15 protein-coding genes and 1 tRNA gene are annotated in these 15,360 nt (G+C 60.4%); 9 read left to right on the top strand and 7 right to left on the bottom strand.

Features of this window, described 5'->3' with window-relative positions:
- Positions 1 to 68 precede the first annotated feature (68 nt).
- From NH234_RS02590 to NH234_RS02575, 4 genes are all read left to right on the top strand, one after another.
- The gene (locus NH234_RS02590; RefSeq protein WP_367255571.1) at positions 69 to 1,373 is read left to right on the top strand and encodes a murein hydrolase activator EnvC; all 1,305 of its coding nucleotides are present in this window, start codon (positions 69 to 71) and stop codon (positions 1,371 to 1,373) included.
- A 34-nt stretch (positions 1,374 to 1,407) separates the two neighbouring features.
- The gene (locus NH234_RS02585; protein ID WP_085712771.1) at positions 1,408 to 2,727 is read left to right on the top strand and encodes a S41 family peptidase; all 1,320 of its coding nucleotides are present in this window, start codon (positions 1,408 to 1,410) and stop codon (positions 2,725 to 2,727) included.
- A gap of 2 nt (positions 2,728 to 2,729) precedes the next feature.
- Positions 2,730 to 3,506: a divergent polysaccharide deacetylase family protein gene (locus tag NH234_RS02580; protein WP_085733282.1), complete on the top strand. Its 777-nt coding sequence runs from the start codon at positions 2,730 to 2,732 to the stop codon at positions 3,504 to 3,506.
- Positions 3,507 to 3,624: 118 nt separating this feature from the next.
- The gene (locus NH234_RS02575) at positions 3,625 to 5,013 is read left to right on the top strand and encodes a Vps62-related protein (RefSeq protein WP_367255570.1); all 1,389 of its coding nucleotides are present in this window, start codon (positions 3,625 to 3,627) and stop codon (positions 5,011 to 5,013) included.
- On the opposite strand, the gene NH234_RS02570 is transcribed toward NH234_RS02575, so the two are convergent.
- From NH234_RS02570 to NH234_RS02540, 7 genes are all read right to left on the bottom strand, one after another.
- Positions 4,994 to 5,749 carry an ABC transporter substrate-binding protein gene (locus NH234_RS02570; protein ID WP_085733284.1) on the bottom strand — a complete coding sequence of 252 codons (756 nt, stop codon included), beginning with the start codon at positions 5,747 to 5,749 and terminating at the stop codon, positions 4,994 to 4,996. The genes NH234_RS02575 and NH234_RS02570 overlap by 20 nt on opposite strands.
- A 76-nt stretch (positions 5,750 to 5,825) precedes the next feature.
- The gene (hisF, locus tag NH234_RS02565; protein ID WP_007897430.1) at positions 5,826 to 6,596 is read right to left on the bottom strand and encodes an imidazole glycerol phosphate synthase subunit HisF; all 771 of its coding nucleotides are present in this window, start codon (positions 6,594 to 6,596) and stop codon (positions 5,826 to 5,828) included.
- Positions 6,597 to 6,605: 9 nt separating this feature from the next.
- The gene (hisA, locus tag NH234_RS02560) at positions 6,606 to 7,343 is read right to left on the bottom strand and encodes a 1-(5-phosphoribosyl)-5-[(5-phosphoribosylamino)methylideneamino]imidazole-4-carboxamide isomerase (RefSeq protein ID WP_085733285.1); all 738 of its coding nucleotides are present in this window, start codon (positions 7,341 to 7,343) and stop codon (positions 6,606 to 6,608) included.
- Positions 7,344 to 7,385: 42 nt separating this feature from the next.
- Positions 7,386 to 7,643 (bottom strand): DUF2164 domain-containing protein, encoded by a 258-nt coding sequence (locus NH234_RS02555; protein WP_085733286.1) that lies wholly within the window; start codon positions 7,641 to 7,643, stop codon positions 7,386 to 7,388.
- Positions 7,644 to 8,282 (bottom strand): imidazole glycerol phosphate synthase subunit HisH, encoded by a 639-nt coding sequence (hisH, locus tag NH234_RS02550; RefSeq protein ID WP_085712765.1) that lies wholly within the window; start codon positions 8,280 to 8,282, stop codon positions 7,644 to 7,646.
- Positions 8,282 to 8,875, bottom strand: a complete 594-nt coding sequence (gene hisB, locus NH234_RS02545) for an imidazoleglycerol-phosphate dehydratase HisB (protein WP_039764670.1) — start codon at positions 8,873 to 8,875, stop codon at positions 8,282 to 8,284. The genes hisH and hisB overlap by 1 nt, the downstream gene beginning before the upstream one ends.
- A 263-nt stretch (positions 8,876 to 9,138) precedes the next feature.
- A complete protein-coding gene (locus tag NH234_RS02540) occupies positions 9,139 to 10,803 on the bottom strand; it encodes an OFA family MFS transporter (protein WP_085733287.1) in 1,665 nt (554 codons plus the stop codon).
- 354 nt (positions 10,804 to 11,157) lie between these two features.
- On the opposite strand from NH234_RS02540, the gene NH234_RS02535 reads away from it, so the two are divergent.
- The 5 genes from NH234_RS02535 (at position 11,158) to NH234_RS02515 (ending at position 15,349) form a co-directional block, all read left to right on the top strand.
- Positions 11,158 to 13,389 carry an AsmA family protein gene (locus NH234_RS02535; protein WP_367255569.1) on the top strand — a complete coding sequence of 744 codons (2,232 nt, stop codon included), beginning with the start codon at positions 11,158 to 11,160 and terminating at the stop codon, positions 13,387 to 13,389.
- Positions 13,386 to 14,453 carry an A/G-specific adenine glycosylase gene (gene mutY, locus NH234_RS02530; RefSeq protein WP_085733289.1) on the top strand — a complete coding sequence of 356 codons (1,068 nt, stop codon included), beginning with the start codon at positions 13,386 to 13,388 and terminating at the stop codon, positions 14,451 to 14,453. The genes NH234_RS02535 and mutY overlap by 4 nt, the downstream gene beginning before the upstream one ends.
- Positions 14,450 to 14,722, top strand: coding sequence for an oxidative damage protection protein (locus NH234_RS02525; protein WP_085712761.1), 273 nt, complete (start codon positions 14,450 to 14,452; stop codon positions 14,720 to 14,722). The genes mutY and NH234_RS02525 overlap by 4 nt, the downstream gene beginning before the upstream one ends.
- Before the next feature lie 103 nt (positions 14,723 to 14,825).
- Positions 14,826 to 14,901 (top strand) — tRNA-Phe (locus NH234_RS02520).
- Positions 14,902 to 15,037: 136 nt separating this feature from the next.
- Positions 15,038 to 15,349: a hypothetical protein gene (locus NH234_RS02515; protein WP_367255568.1), complete on the top strand. Its 312-nt coding sequence runs from the start codon at positions 15,038 to 15,040 to the stop codon at positions 15,347 to 15,349.
- Positions 15,350 to 15,360 lie beyond the last annotated feature (11 nt).

Below are 15,360 nucleotides of genomic sequence, written 5' to 3'. Positions count from 1 at the left end.
GAGGCGTTTTTTTTGCCGCGTGGGGCGGGCATACTAGGCCGTCCTTTACCCTGGTGCCGCCCGCCCCTATGCTCCGCGTCCTGATCGCCCTCGCTCTGACATGCCTGCTCCAACCGGCCTTCGCTGACGAGCGTGCGCAAACCCAACAACAGTTGGAAGCCACGCGTCAGGATATCGCCGAGCTGAAAAAGCTGCTGGGCAAGCTCCAGGAAGAAAAATCCGGCGTACAGAAAGAGCTCAAGGGCACCGAAACCGAGATGGGCAATCTCGAGAAACAGGTCGACGCCCTGCAAAAAGAGCTGAAGAAGAGCGAATCCGAGCTGCAGCGGCTCGATGCGGAGAAAAAAAAACTCCAGAGCGCGCGCACTGAACAGCAACGACTGATTGCCATCCAGGCCCGCGCGGCCTACCAGAACGGTCGGCAGGAATACCTCAAGCTGCTGCTCAATCAGCAGAATCCCGAGAAATTCGCCCGCACCCTCACCTATTACGACTACCTGAGCCAGGCCCGCCTGGAACAGCTGAAGAATTTCAACGAAACCCTGCGCCAGCTGGCCAATGTCGAAAAAGACATCTCGGCCCAGCAAGCCCAGTTGCTGGTGCAGAAAAGCGACCTGGATACCCAGCGCGACGCACTCGACAAGGTCCGCAAGGAGCGCCAGCAGGTGCTGGCCAAGCTCAACGACGACGTGAAAGCACGCGATCAGAAACTGGCCGCCCGCGAGCAGGATCAGGCAGACCTGTCTAAAGTCCTTAAAACCATTGAAGAAACCCTGGCCCGCCAGGCCCGTGAGGCAGAAGAAGCGCGACAGAAAGCGCTCATCGCCCAGCAGGAAGCCGAAAAAAAGCGTTTGCGTGAGGCCCAGGCCCGCGCCGATGCGGACTCGGACACCAGCGACGCCCCACGCAAACAAGCCAGACCCACACCTGGTGCGCTGGTTTCCAGCAGCGGCGAGACGTTCGGCGGCCCTTTTGCTGCCACCCGGGGAAAACTTCCATGGCCGGTTGATGGTCGACTGCTGGCACGCTTCGGTGAAACCCGTGGCGACGATGCCCGAACCAAGTGGGATGGCGTGATGATCAGCGCCTCCGCCGGCAGCCAGGTGCACGCCGTACACGGCGGGCGCGTGGTGTTTGCCGACTGGTTGCGCGGTGCCGGGCTGCTGGTGATCCTCGACCACGGCAACGGTTTTCTGAGCCTTTACGGTCATAACCAGACGCTGCTGAAGTCGGCTGGTGACGTGGTAAAAGCCGGTGAGTCCATCTCCACTGTCGGTAGCAGTGGTGGGCAGGACACACCAGCGCTGTATTTCGCAATTCGTCAGCAGGGTCACCCGAGTGATCCGGCGCAATGGTGCCGCGCGCAAGGATAGGCGTTGAGTCACCAACTTTAGGAGTTCGTTCGACATGCTGCATTTGTCCCGTCTTACCTCGCTGGCCCTGACGATCGCCCTGGTGATCGGCGCGCCTCTGGCGTTTGCCGCTCAACCGGCTCCGGCTGTCGCTCCGGCAGGCACTGCCGCGACTTCCAAGGCCCCGTTGCCGCTGGAAGAGCTGCGCACCTTTGCCGAGGTCATGGACCGGATCAAGGCCGCCTATGTCGAACCGGTGGACGACAAGACCCTGCTGGAAAATGCCATCAAAGGCATGCTCAGCAACCTCGACCCGCACTCGGCCTACCTCGGCCCGGAAGATTTCACCGAGCTGCAGGAAAGCACCAGCGGTGAGTTCGGCGGCCTGGGCATCGAAGTCGGCTCGGAAGACGGCTTCATCAAGGTCGTGTCGCCAATCGACGATACGCCAGCATCGAAGGCCGGCATCCAGGCCGGCGACTTCATCGTCAAGATCAACGGCGCGCCGACCCGCGGCCAGACCATGACCGAAGCCGTGGACAAGATGCGTGGCAAGATCGGCCAGAAAATCACCCTGACCCTGGTCCGCGACGGCGGTACGCCGTTCGACGTGACCCTGGCCCGCGCAGTGATCCAGGTGAAGAGCGTCAAGGCGCAACTGCTCGAATCGGGTTATGGCCTGATCCGCATCACCCAGTTCCAGGTCAAGACCGGCGAGGAAGTCTCCAAGGCCCTGGCCAAACTGCGCAAGGACAACGGCAAGAAGCTCAACGGCATCATTCTCGACCTGCGCAACAACCCGGGCGGCGTGCTGCAGGCGGCGGTGGAAGTGGTCGACCACTTCATCACCAAAGGCCTGATCGTCTACACCAAGGGCCGGATCGCCAATTCCGAGCTGCGTTTCTCCGCCACCGGCAAGGACGAAAGCGAAGCAGTGCCGATGGTTGTGCTGATCAACGGTGGCAGTGCCTCGGCCTCGGAAATCGTCGCCGGCGCCCTGCAAGACCAGAAACGCGCCGTGGTCATGGGCACCACCAGTTTCGGCAAAGGCTCGGTGCAGACCGTGCTGCCGCTGAACAACGACCGGGCGCTGAAGATCACCACCGCGCTGTACTTCACGCCGAACGGCCGCTCGATCCAGGCCCAGGGCATCGTCCCGGACATCGAAGTGCGCAAGGCCAAGATCACCAACGAGGCGGACGGCGACTACTTCAAGGAAGCCGACCTGCAGGGTCACTTGGGCAACGGCAACGGCGGCGCGGACAAACCGACCGGCTCCGGCGGCAAACCGAAAGCCATGCCGCAGGATGACGATTACCAGTTGGCCCAGGCCCTGAGCCTGCTCAAAGGCCTGAGCATCACGTCCGGCCGTTGAGGATGTCTTTGCGTTTCGTCTTTGTCCTGCTGTGCTGTCTGGTGGGGGCTGCTCACGCAGAGCCCGCCAGACCAACACCACAAAAAGCCTACCTGACACTGATCATCGACGACCTGGGGCAAAATCTGCCCCGGGATCGTCGTGTGCTGGCCCTCCCCGGACCGGTCACCACGGCGATCATGCCCGACACCCCGCACGCTACCGAATTTGCCCGCGAAGCCCATCGCGCCGGCAAGATCGTGATCCTGCACATGCCGATGGACCCGGCCACCGGCCCGTTTGCCTGGCATCCTGAACTGCCCATCGAAGAACTTGAGAAACGGCTGAACGCTGCATTCAAAATGGTCCCGTACACCGCAGGCATCAACAACCACATGGGCAGTCGCATGACCGCACAACCTGTGGCGATGGCATGGTTGATGGGTGAGTTGCAGCGCCGCCACAAGTTCTTCGTCGACAGCCGCACCAGCGCGCAAACGGTCGCTGCGCAACAGGCACAGAAGATCGATCTGGCAAGCGTTTCGCGGGACGTGTTTCTCGATGACGAGCGCACCGAAGCGGCGATCTACAGCCAGTTGCAGACCGCGATCAACCTGGCGCGCAAACAGGGTTCGGCGGTGATGATCGGCCATCCTTATCCACAGACGCTGGCGGTGCTGGAGCGGGAGCTGCCGAAGTTGAAAGCTCAAGGCATCGAGTGGATCGACATCAAGCAGATGATCAGTGTGCGCAGCAATCGCGCCACGGCCGCTCATGGCAAAGACGGTGTCTACCGATAAATGCCCTGAAACAACCGTCACACATAGTTACCGCCAGAAGACTTGGCCCAGTCGGGATAGTCAGCCTTGCAAGTGTCAGCGACCTCCACGAGTCGCCTTTCAAACTTCAGGACTGACTATGACTAGCAACGACAGCAACACATTTCCGGCCGAGCAAATGGAATCGATAAAGTTCGGCAATCTGCTGATCAATTTCACCAGCGAGTTTCACAGGATATGGGACAGTCGGGGCTCGGGCTCCTCTGTCGGTAGTTTCTGGCGCCCGACCCCCGCCCCTGATCTGCTGCCAGGATATTTTCCTCTGGGGGATCTGGCGGTGACCGGATACGACAATGTCAATGGAAACAGAATCATGGCTGTCGTCTGCGAAGGCGAGCCGCAAAGTGAGGATGCTTCCCAAGGCAGGGCACTCAGCCCGCCCACAGACTATGAAAGAGTCTGGAGAGACTCCAACTCCGGCGCCGCCGCCGACTGCACGGTATGGCGCCCGATCCCTCCTGCCGGCTACGTGGCCATGGGGCTTGTCTGTTCCAACGGTCGTGACAAGCCATTACTCAATGCGGTCCGCTGTGTCCGGGAAGACCTGGTCATTGCCACAGGGATCGGCGGCCTGATCTGGAACGATAAAGGCAGTGGCGCCAGGCAGAATTTCAGCGCCTGGAACATTGATCCTCCGCAGGCTGCCGCTGGTGAAATCTACTTTGCACCGGGGACGTTTTTCGGTGTCCAGAGCCATTCCAGACCCGCTACATCCGCCGCTTACGCATTACGGATGCAGATCCCTCGCCAGTCAGCATCAGCCCCGGAGGCTCCAAAGCTATCGGGGTATGAAGCACCTTCAGAACTGGAACCCTCCAAACTCACTCAAACTGTTCGCATTCCCTGGTTCACCGTGACCGATCACTTGCCTCCAGGCGAGCAGTTGCGTACATCCCCTTTCTACCGTCTGGAGCGGACGGATCAATATGTGCTGGTGGGACATGGACACAACACCAGTGACCAACCGCGACCTTTCAAGTGGCGAGCACTCCGGGCTCAAAATGCACAGATGCTGCACATTTTCAGCCGCCTCAGCTCTATCGAAATTGCGACGGTGTGGTCGGAGAAGGGGGCGAGCGGCGTCCGGCCCATCAGGTTCTCGGCTCATTTGTACAAGGACTTCACTTACTCCGAGAAATCTTCCAGCGGCTGGAATGATTCTCGCCCATTGGACATCGTCGCCATGGCAGCCAAAAGCAAGGCCGTGGCGATCTATCAAATACAGAGCTTTTACACGCTGAAACGTGCGGATGGTACGCCAGTGGCGGTCAGCATCGGTTACACCGATGACGAAAGCCTGTATCTGACCGAATATCCGCCAGAAACCGATAGCACGCTGATTTTCACTCCACAACTGGCGCAAGAGCCGCAAGCAAGCGAAAGCCGTTCAGACAGCGAAAGCAACAATGTCGATACCGTCTCGCAGCCGATGGGTGAGGAGCCCACTGTTACAAATATCGTCCCATGATCTCGTCGACCACGCCGTCCTTGCGCATCTGATCGAGCGCAGCCTGCAACTTCGCAACGGCCTCGTCCGGCACATCCTTGTTCAGCGCCAGATACAGCTCGGCGCTGTTGAAGCGAAGCACGGTTTTCAAGCCGGTCACGCCATCCTGCCGTGCCAGATAACGCCCGGCAGGATCGCCGGTGGCCCACAGGTCGATCTGGCCGCTGACAAGCTTTTTGGCGTTGTCCTGATCACGCAAAACTACCACCGGTTTCAGGCCCTGCTTGGTCAGAGTCTCGGCAATCGCATCGCCCTTGTAGGCACCGATCTTGTATTTGCGTGCGTCATTCAGGGTTTCGAGGGTGATCTTGCTGTCGGCCTTGGCCAGCATGACCCAGTCATCCGGGCCGATGGGGCCGACCCACTTGAACAGCGTCTCGCGATCCGGCAGGCGCGCCATGACGAACGCGCCATAACCAGGATTCTCCAGTGCCAGCTTGTAGACCCGCTCCCAAGGAAAGCGCAGGGTCAGGCTGTAAGTGATGCCGGCACGCTTGAACATCTCGCGCACGATGTCAGTGGCGATGCCGTTGATGTTTTCGTCTTGAGCGAAATTCTTGCCGTTCTTCGCCATGTTGTACGGCGGGAAGTTTTCGGTGAGGAGCACCAGATCGGTGTCGGGACTTTCTTCGGCGTGGCCAGCGTTGATCAACAACACGGAGGCACTGGCGAGAGCGAGAAGCAGGCGTTTGATCATGTCGGGCTACCGAAATCCATGGCGTGCCCAAGAGTGCCTTGGGTACGCCATGCTGTCCACTGGCCTGTATGGTTGTTTAACGCATTACGATGCCGCGGTGAGCCATGTAAGCCTTGGCTTCCTGAACCGTGTATTCGCCGAAGTGGAAAATACTCGCTGCCAGTACTGCGCTGGCGTGACCTTCAAGAATGCCGTCAGCCAGATGTTGCAGGTTGCCGACGCCGCCGGAAGCGATCACCGGAATGCCCAGCGCATCGCTGATGGCGCGCGTCACGCCGAGGTCAAAGCCGTTTTTCATGCCGTCCTGATCCATGCTGGTCAGGAGGATTTCACCGGCACCCAGGCCTTCCATTTTCTTCGCCCACTCGACCGCGTCGAGGCCGGTCGGTTTGCGACCGCCGTGAGTGAAGATCTCCCAGCGCGGGGTTTCGCCAGGTCCCGAGACCTTCTTCGCGTCGATGGCGACGACGATGCATTGCGAGCCGAAATGCTGCGCCGCTTCGCCGACGAATTCCGGGTTGAACACGGCAGCGGTGTTGATCGACACCTTGTCCGCACCGGCGTTGAGCAGGTTGCGAATGTCCTGCACGGTGCGCACGCCACCGCCGACGGTCAGCGGAATGAACACCTGACTGGCCATGCGTTCGACGGTGTGCAGCGTGGTGTCACGGCCATCGACGCTGGCGGTGATATCGAGAAAGGTAATCTCGTCGGCACCCTGCTCGTCGTAGCGACGGGCGATTTCCACCGGGTCGCCGGCGTCACGGATGTTCTCGAACTTCACACCTTTGACGACCCGGCCGTTGTCCACGTCCAGGCAAGGGATGATGCGTTTGGCCAGCGCCATGGTCAGTCCTCAGCCTTGATACGAATCGCAGAAAGCTTGCGCTTCGGCGACGTCGAGGGTGCCTTCGTAGATCGCCCGGCCGGTGATGGCGCCGATGATGCCTGGCGCCTTGGCGTCAAGCAGCGACTTGATGTCACCCAGGTTGTGAATGCCGCCGGAAGCGATCACCGGGATCTTCGTGGCAGCAGCCAGAGCAGCAGTGAACGGTACGTTGCAGCCCTGCATCATGCCGTCTTTGGCGATGTCGGTATAAACGATCGAGGACACGCCGTCGGCTTCGAATTGCTTGGCCAGGTCGATGACCTGCACGGTGCTGATTTCAGCCCAGCCATCGGTGGCGACAAAACCGTCCTTGGCATCCAGACCGACGATGATCTTGCCCGGGAAGGCGCGGCAGGCTTCAGCGACGAACGCCGGATTCTTCACAGCCTTGGTGCCGATGATCACGTAGCTCACGCCGGCCTTGACGTAGTGCTCGATGGTTTCCAGCGAACGAATACCGCCGCCGATCTGGATCGGCAGGGTCGGATAGCGCTTGGCAATCGCAGTCACCACTTCGCCGTTGACCGGCTGACCTTCGAAAGCGCCATTCAGATCGACCAGATGCAGACGACGGCAACCGCCCTCCACCCACTTGGCAGCCATGCTCACCGGGTCATCGGAGAACACTGTGGAATCTTCCATGCGGCCCTGGCGCAGACGTACGCAGGCACCGTCTTTAAGATCGATAGCGGGAATAATCAGCATCTGGCAAACCTTCAAATTTGAATGTTCAGCTTGGCTCGGAAATCAGTTTTTCTCGAGCGCCCACAGGTCGCTTTCGATGCTTTCAAACCGCTCCTTGAGCTGGGTCTGCACATCGAAAATCGCCCTGTTGTAATAGTGCGGAGCAATTTCGCGGGTAAACAGCTCAAGAATTTCCGCCGCCTCGAACGAACCCAGGTCCAGTTCGAAACGATCCTCCATGAACCGCTGGATCTTGCGATTTGCATCGCTTTCCTGCTCGGGCGTGAGGGTCAGGATCGGCGGTTTTTTCTTGGTGGCCATTTACCAGCGACCGTCCCACGCCGCGAAGTTCTGCAGCAATTGCAGGCCATGGGTATGGCTCTTCTCCGGGTGAAACTGCACGGCGAAACGCGAACCTTCGGCCAGCGCTGCGGCGAAATCGACACCGTAATGACCGCTGCCGACCACTTGGCGCGGATTACCGGCGGCGATGTAGTAGCTGTGCACGAAGTAGAAACGCGCCAGGTCCGGAATGTTGTGCCAAAGCGGGTGATCCACCGACTGCTTCACTTCGTTCCAGCCCATGTGCGGGACTTTAAGGTGCTCGCCGTCTTCATGCAGGTCTTTGCCGAAGAACTTCACCGCGCCCGGGAACAGGCCGATGCAATCCACGCCGTCGTTTTCTTCGCTGGTGTCGAGCAAGGCTTGCATGCCAACGCAGATGCCGAGGAACGGGCGATCCTGGCTGACTTCGCGTACCAGCGAGTCGAAACCGAGGCGACGGATCTCCGCCATGCAATCGCGAATCGCGCCGACGCCGGGGAAAACCACGCGGTCGGCTTCGCGGATCACGTCCGCATCGCTGGTGATCAACACCTTGCCGGCGCCGACGTGCTCGAGGGCCTTGGCCACCGAGTGCAGGTTGCCCATGCCGTAATCGATGACTGCAACCGTCTGCATTACAGCACGCCCTTGGTCGAAGGCATCTGGCCGGCCATGCGCTCGTCCAGTTCGACGGCCATGCGCAGTGCGCGGCCGAAAGCCTTGAACACGGTTTCGATCTGGTGGTGGGTGTTGGTGCCGCGCAGGTTGTCGATGTGCAGGCTGACCAGCGCGTGGTTGACGAAGCCCTGGAAGAATTCCTGGAACAGGTCGACGTCGAAACCGCCGACGGTGGCGCGGGTGTACGGCACGTGCATCTGCAGGCCCGGACGGCCGGAGAAGTCGATCACTACGCGCGACAGCGCTTCATCGAGCGGCACGTAGGCGTGGCCGTAGCGACGGATGCCTTTCTTGTCGCCGATGGCTTGCGCGAAGGCCTGGCCAAGGGTGATACCGACGTCTTCCACGGTATGGTGGTCGTCGATATGCAGATCGCCCTTGCATTGGATATCCAGGTCGATCAACCCGTGACGGGCGATCTGATCCAGCATGTGCTCAAGAAAAGGAACACCGATATCGAATCGGGCCTTTCCGGTGCCATCAAGGTTGATCGAGGCTTTGATCTGGGTTTCCAGAGTGTCGCGCTCGACAGACGCCTTACGTTCGGCCATCACCAGCTCCGCAAAATCATTGGGCGAAAAAGGCAGCCATTATAGGGGCGCGGGGCCGAAACAGAAACACGAGACGTGATATGGCAGACGGATAGAAGCCCGTACTGTCGGGGATAGACATGTCCATACAAGCCATTTCATACAGCCCAAAACAACTGTGGGAGCGAGCTTGCCCGCGATGAGGGCCGCACATTCAACATCACTGTCGACTGTCAGACCGCTATCGCGAGCAGGCTCGCTCCCACAGGGTTACGACGTTTTACTTAGTGGAACAGCACCGCCGTCTTCTGCAGGGTCACCCACACACCCCACGCCAACGGAATCCCTACCACCAGCCACGCAGCGATTGCCAGCGGCTTGCTGCCCGGCGCGGCTTTCCACTCCAGCACAGTGCTGCTGTCAGCACCCTTGTCGTGGCCCAGCGCCTGCTCGGCGGCCAGTTCGGCGTCGGTCATGAAGTACTTGTCCGCTACCGGGCGCACCAGCAGGTTGCACAGGAAACCCAGCACCAGCAGGCCGGCGAGGATGTACAGGGTGATGTCGTAAGCAGCGGCGCGTTCAACACCGATGCTCAACTGATACTCACGCAGGTAGTTCACCAGCACCGGACCCAGCACGCCAGCGGCGGCCCAGGCGGTCAGCAGACGACCGTGGATCGCGCCGACCATTTGCGTGCCGAACAGGTCCGCCAGATAGGCCGGAACGGTTGCAAAACCACCGCCGTACATCGACAGGATGATGCAAAACGCCGCCACGAACAGCGCAACGTTGCCCAGGTGACCGAGGTTCGGGATCAACGCGTACAGCGCAAAACCCAGTGCAAAGAACACGAAGTAAGTGTTCTTGCGGCCCAGATAGTCCGAGAACGACGCCCAGAAGAAACGACCGCCGATGTTGAACAGGCTCAGCAGACCGGTGAAACCGGCCGCAATCGCTGCGATCGAGGCCAGTTGCCCGGCGTCCAGCTGACCGAACGGCAGATCGACACCGATCAATTTTCCACCGAACACTTCCTGCAACAGTGGCGAAGCCATGCCGAGGATGCCGATACCGGCGGACACGTTCAGGCACAGCACCAGCCACACCAGACGGAATTGCGGGGTTTTCCACGCCACATTCACGTGAACGTGACGGTGGGTGATCATCGCATTCGAGGCTTTCTTCGCCGGAGCGGTCCAGCCCTCAGGCTTCCAGCCGGTTGGCGGCACGCGGTAAGCCAGTGCACCACCGATCATGAACACGAAATAGATCGCGGCCATGGCCACGAAGCTCTGCCATACGCCCACGCCAGTCGGCGAAGCGAAATGGCTCATCAGAGCAGTTGCCAGTGGAGCACCGACCATCGCGCCACCACCGAAGCCCATGATCGCCATGCCGGTGGCCATGCCACGCTTGTCCGGGAACCACTTGATCAGAGTCGAGACCGGCGAGATATAGCCCAGACCCAGACCGATACCGCCGATCACGCCGGAGCCGATCCACATCAGCCAGATCTGGTGGGTATAAATACCCAGCGCGGAAATCAGCAGACCGCCGCACCAGCACAGTGCCGATACAACGCCGGCCTTGCGTGGCCCTGCGTGTTCGAGCCAGCCACCCCAGATCGCTGCCGAGCAGCCGAGGAAGATGAAGAACAGGGTGTAGATCCAGCCGAGCATGGAGATCGGCCAGTCGCATTGCGACGAGAAAACCTGTGCGATGAAGCTCATGTCCGGCGCGCAAGCCACCGGCGCGGTGATGCCGAGTGCCTTGGACAGCGGCAGCCAGAACACCGAGAAACCGTAGGCCATGCCGATGCACAAGTGGATGGCCAGAGCGGCCGGTGGTACCAGCCAGCGGTTGAAACCGGGTTTGGCGATGATGCGTTCCTTGGACAGGAATGCAGGCTGGGCGGCGCTGAGGCCGTCCGCCGTGATGCTTGTGCTCATTGTGTATCCCCCAATTATTAGTATGTGTTCGTCAGCCACTGCTCACCCCCGGCCTTTATGCACGCAGGCATGACCGTGTTAGTGGGTGGAGCTCCTTGAAGCGCGACCAAAAGTCGCAGAGGGACGGACGAACGGGCGAAGGTTACCATCTGCACGTGACAGAAAAACCAAACTGATATCACCTTTTTCGAGTCATCTGATCTCATATCACCGGGGAACCCTCCCGCCGACCGTTGTCGAAGCGCTGCACGCCGCGGTTCAAGAGGCTCCTCAGGACACCGCACCAGCAAGGGGTCAGGCAGCGCTATACTCCCCGGCTAAATTACGAATTCGACTAACTACAAGGACTCGCCCATGAAAGCGTTCGGCAAAATCCTGGGTCTGGTAATTCTCGGGCTGTTGCTGATCATTGTGGCGGCGGGCTTCGCCCTGACCCACTTCTTCGATCCCAACGACTACAAAAACGAGATCCGCCAGATAGCCCGCGACAAGGCCCACATCGAGCTGACGCTCAATGGCGATATCGGCTGGAGCCTGTTCCCGTGGCTCGGCCTGGAATTGCACGAGGCCAGCGTCGCCACCCTGATCAAGCCTGACGAGCCGTATGCCGATCTGCAGATGCTCGGTCTGTCGGTGCGCGTGCTGCCGCTGCTGCGCCGCGAAGTGCAGATGAGCGATGTGCGCGTCGAAGGCCTGAACCTGCGTCTGAACCGCGACAAGAACGGCCACGGCAACTGGGAAGACATCGGCAAGCTGCCGACTGCCGCCCCTGCGCCGGGCAGCACCCCGCCAGCTACCGCCGGCGAACCGGTCGCCGAAACGCCTGCCCAGCCGGAAAAGCCGCCGCAGCCGATCCGCCTCGACATCGACAGCCTGACGGTCAACAACGCCCGGGTTGAATACAACGATGAGCAGACCGGCAAACAGTTCAGCGCCGAAAGCATCCAGCTGAGCACCGGTGCGGTGCACGATTCGACCAACATTCCGCTGAAAGCCACGGCGTTCCTCAGCACCAATCAGCCCGTGCTGCGGGTGCGCACCGAGCTCAATGGCGAACTGCGCATCGAGCGCGCCCTTCAACGCTACAAGTTCGAAGATCTTAAGCTGTCCGGCGAACTGACCGGCGACCCGCTGCAAGGCAAAGCCATGACGTTCTCCGCCCAAGGGCAGATGTTGCTCGACAAGGCCGCGAACGTCGCCGAATGGACCGGGATCAAGATCTCCGCCAACCAGTTGCGCGCACTGGGCGAACTGAAGGCCAACGATCTGGACAAGACCCCGCAGATCACTGGTGCGATTTCCATTGCCCAGTTCGATCTGGCCAAGTTCGTCGACAGCATCGGCCAGACCCTGCCGGCCATGGCCGAAGGCAGCCTGAGCAAGGTCGAACTGGTCAGCCGTGTCGCCGCCACACCGACCAGCCTGGCGCTGGACAACATCAACCTGAAACTCGACGACAGCAGCTTCAGCGGTCGCATCGCCGTCGAAGACTTCGCCAAGCAATCGCTGCGAGCGATCCTCAAGGCTGACACCTTCAACGTTGACCGCTACCTGCCGCCGAAATCGGAAAAAGCCGCCAGCGCCACCCAGGCGCGGCAGACCGAAGTCGCCAGCACCGAAGCCGATGCCATGGCCGGCGCCGGCAGCACTCCGCTGCCGGACAAACCGAGCAAAAGCGCCTGGAGCACCGAGCGCCTGTTCCCGGTGGAGCGCCTGAGCAAACTGGACGTGAACGCCGACCTGACCTTCGGCCAGTTGACCCTCGATAAATTGCCGATCCAGAACGCTGCACTGAAAGCCTCCGGCCAGGGCGGCCTGCTGACCCTGGAGAACCTTCGCGGCGAGTTGTACAACGGCGACTTCGAAGCCAAGGGCACGCTGGACGTGCGCCAGACGACACCAGTGCTGAATCTGCAAACCCGGATCAACCGGGTGCCGGTGGAAAAAATCCTCGAAAGCCAAGGCAAGAACCCACCGGTCAAAGGCCTGGTGAACCTCACCAGTACCGTCACCGGCAGCGGCAACAGCCAACAGGCACTGATCGACACCCTCAACGGCAACGCCAGTTTCGTGATCAACAACGGCGTGCTGCTCAATGCCAACCTTGAACAGCAACTGTGCAAAGGCATCGCCACCCTCAACCGCAAATCCCTGAGCGGCGAACCGCGCGGCAAGGACACGCCGTTCCAGGAGCTCAAGGGCAACCTGACCTTCCGCAACGGCGTCGCCAACAACCCGGATCTGAAAGTGCGCATCCCGGGCATGACCGTCAACGGCGACGGCGACATCGACCTGAAAGTGCTGGGCATGGACTATCGCGTCGGCATCATCGTCGAAGGCGACACCAGCGCCATGCCGGACCCGGCCTGCCAGGTCGGCGAGAAGTTCGTCGGCATCGAATGGCCGCTGCGCTGCCGTGGCCCGCTGGAACTGGGCGCCAAGGCCTGCCGCGTAGACAACGAGCGCCTGGGCCAGGTCGCGACCAAAATGGCCGGCGACAAGCTCAGTGAAAAAATCGACGAAAAACTGGGCGACAAAGTCAGCCCGGAACTGAAAAACGCATTGAAGGGGCTGTTCAAGCGATGAGAGCGGAGCAGTTTTCCACGGCGGTACTGGAATGGTTCGACCGCCACGGCCGCCATGATTTGCCCTGGCAACAGAACATCAACCCGTATCGGGTGTGGGTGTCCGAGATCATGTTGCAGCAGACCCAGGTCAGCACCGTGCTCAATTACTTCGACCGGTTCATGGCCGCGCTGCCGACGGTCGAGGCCCTGGCCGAAGCCCCGGAGGACGAAGTGCTGCACCTGTGGACGGGCCTGGGTTACTACACTCGCGCGCGCAATTTGCAGAAGACCGCGAAGATCGTCGTCAGCCAGTACGGCGGCGAATTTCCCCGGGATGTCGAGAAGCTCACGGACTTGCCGGGCATCGGCCTGTCTACCGCTGGCGCGATTGCCAGCATCAGCATGGGCCTGCGCGCGCCGATCCTCGACGGCAACGTCAAACGGGTGCTGGCGCGTTTTACAGCGCAAGAAGGCTATCCGGGCGAGCCGAAGGTCGCCAAACAGCTGTGGGCCAACGCAGAGCGCTTCACGCCGCAGGATCGGGTCAACGCCTACACCCAGGCGATGATGGATCTGGGCGCCACGCTGTGCACCCGCAGCAAACCGAGCTGCCTGCTGTGCCCGCTGAAAAAGGGTTGCGAAGCGCACCTGCTTGGCCTGGAGACCCGTTACCCGATTCCAAAGCCACGCAAGGCCATCCCGCAGAAACGCACGCTGATGCCGCTGCTGGCCAACGAGGATGGCGCGATTCTGCTTTATCGCCGCCCGTCCAGCGGATTGTGGGGCGGTTTGTGGAGCCTGCCGGAACTCGACGACCTCGACGACCTGCAACACCTCGCCGCACAGCACTCGCTGGAACTGGGTGAGCAGCAGGCGCTGCCGAGCCTCGTCCACACATTCAGCCACTTCCAGCTGTCCATCGAACCCTGGCTGGTCCAGGTGCAGGAAGCCGGCGGTCACGTGGCCGAGGCCGACTGGCTCTGGTATAACCTCGCCACCCCGCCGCGCCTGGGCCTCGCCGCCCCGGTCAAGACCTTGCTCGAACGCGCGGCCGCCGTCTTGAATGCAGGAGAGTCGACATGACCCGCACCGTAATGTGCCGCAAGTACAAAGAACAACTCGAAGGTCTGGAGCGCCCACCGTACCCGGGCGCCAAGGGCCAGGACATCTTCGAACACGTCTCGGCCAAGGCCTGGGCCGACTGGCAGAAACACCAGACCCTGCTGATCAACGAAAAACGCCTGAACATGATGAACGCCGAAGACCGCAAATATCTGCAGGGCGAAATGGACAAGTACTTCTCCGGCGAGGAATACGCCCAGGCCGAAGGCTACGTTCCGCCAGCGGAATAATCAGCGGAAATCGGGGGTCTGATCGTAAGCGACGGAATTAATTTAAGAAATTTTAAAAAAGTCGTTGACGTAAATCCGAAAAACCCTTTTAATGCGCCCCGTTGCCCAGATAGCTCAGTCGGTAGAGCAGGGGATTGAAAATCCCCGTGTCGGCGGTTCGATTCCGTCTCTGGGCACCAAATACCGAAAACCCTGAATCGCAAGATTCAGGGTTTTTTTATGCCTGCGATTTGATGATGGCTGAATTACGCGCTTCTTGCAGGCCGCCATTCGCGGTTCTTTGCCCGCCCCTTACGGAAGAGGGTCATCACGTCGATGAACCAGAAACGCACCCGCGTCCCCCTGCCCCATCCGCCACCTTATCGGCAGAGCCGGACTTCATTCTGGCTGACCCTTCTTGTCGGGGTGTTGATCACGTTCGCCATCGGCGCGTCCCTCTACATGATCATCGACAGCCTGATCACAGGTTCGATCACGACGAACAATCGAGGCCCGCGCAACACTTGGCTGCGCGACCTGCAACCGCACAAATACTGGTTCGAAGTGATATGGCAAAGCCTTGGCACGCTGTTGCTGCTGGCGATTTCGTTGTTCGGGTTACGTATCTACCTGAAAGCGCGCAAGTAATCGTGAAGGAC

Origin of the sequence: Pseudomonas sp. stari2 (genome assembly GCF_040760005.1) — a bacterium.
GTDB lineage: Bacteria > Pseudomonadota > Gammaproteobacteria > Pseudomonadales > Pseudomonadaceae > Aquipseudomonas.
The sequence above is the reverse complement of the archived record's forward strand: the minus strand, read 5'-3'. Positions and strand labels throughout refer to the sequence as shown.

Excerpts from the sequence above, each read along its gene's own strand:
- NH234_RS02590 (WP_367255571.1), top strand. The coding sequence starts at position 69 with ATGCTCCGCGTCCTGATCGCCCTCGCTCTGACATGCCTGCTCCAACCG.
- NH234_RS02585 (WP_085712771.1), top strand. The coding sequence starts at position 1,408 with ATGCTGCATTTGTCCCGTCTTACCTCGCTGGCCCTGACGATCGCCCTG.
- NH234_RS02580 (WP_085733282.1), top strand. The coding sequence starts at position 2,730 with ATGTCTTTGCGTTTCGTCTTTGTCCTGCTGTGCTGTCTGGTGGGGGCT.
- NH234_RS02575 (WP_367255570.1), top strand. The coding sequence starts at position 3,625 with ATGACTAGCAACGACAGCAACACATTTCCGGCCGAGCAAATGGAATCG.
- NH234_RS02570 (WP_085733284.1), bottom strand. The coding sequence starts at position 5,749 with ATGATCAAACGCCTGCTTCTCGCTCTCGCCAGTGCCTCCGTGTTGTTG.
- hisF (WP_007897430.1), bottom strand. The coding sequence starts at position 6,596 with ATGGCGCTGGCCAAACGCATCATCCCTTGCCTGGACGTGGACAACGGC.
- hisA (WP_085733285.1), bottom strand. The coding sequence starts at position 7,343 with ATGCTGATTATTCCCGCTATCGATCTTAAAGACGGTGCCTGCGTACGT.
- NH234_RS02555 (WP_085733286.1), bottom strand. The coding sequence starts at position 7,643 with ATGGCCACCAAGAAAAAACCGCCGATCCTGACCCTCACGCCCGAGCAG.
- hisH (WP_085712765.1), bottom strand. The coding sequence starts at position 8,282 with ATGCAGACGGTTGCAGTCATCGATTACGGCATGGGCAACCTGCACTCG.
- hisB (WP_039764670.1), bottom strand. The coding sequence starts at position 8,875 with ATGGCCGAACGTAAGGCGTCTGTCGAGCGCGACACTCTGGAAACCCAG.
- NH234_RS02540 (WP_085733287.1), bottom strand. The coding sequence starts at position 10,803 with ATGAGCACAAGCATCACGGCGGACGGCCTCAGCGCCGCCCAGCCTGCA.
- NH234_RS02535 (WP_367255569.1), top strand. The coding sequence starts at position 11,158 with ATGAAAGCGTTCGGCAAAATCCTGGGTCTGGTAATTCTCGGGCTGTTG.
- mutY (WP_085733289.1), top strand. The coding sequence starts at position 13,386 with ATGAGAGCGGAGCAGTTTTCCACGGCGGTACTGGAATGGTTCGACCGC.
- NH234_RS02525 (WP_085712761.1), top strand. The coding sequence starts at position 14,450 with ATGACCCGCACCGTAATGTGCCGCAAGTACAAAGAACAACTCGAAGGT.
- NH234_RS02515 (WP_367255568.1), top strand. The coding sequence starts at position 15,038 with ATGAACCAGAAACGCACCCGCGTCCCCCTGCCCCATCCGCCACCTTAT.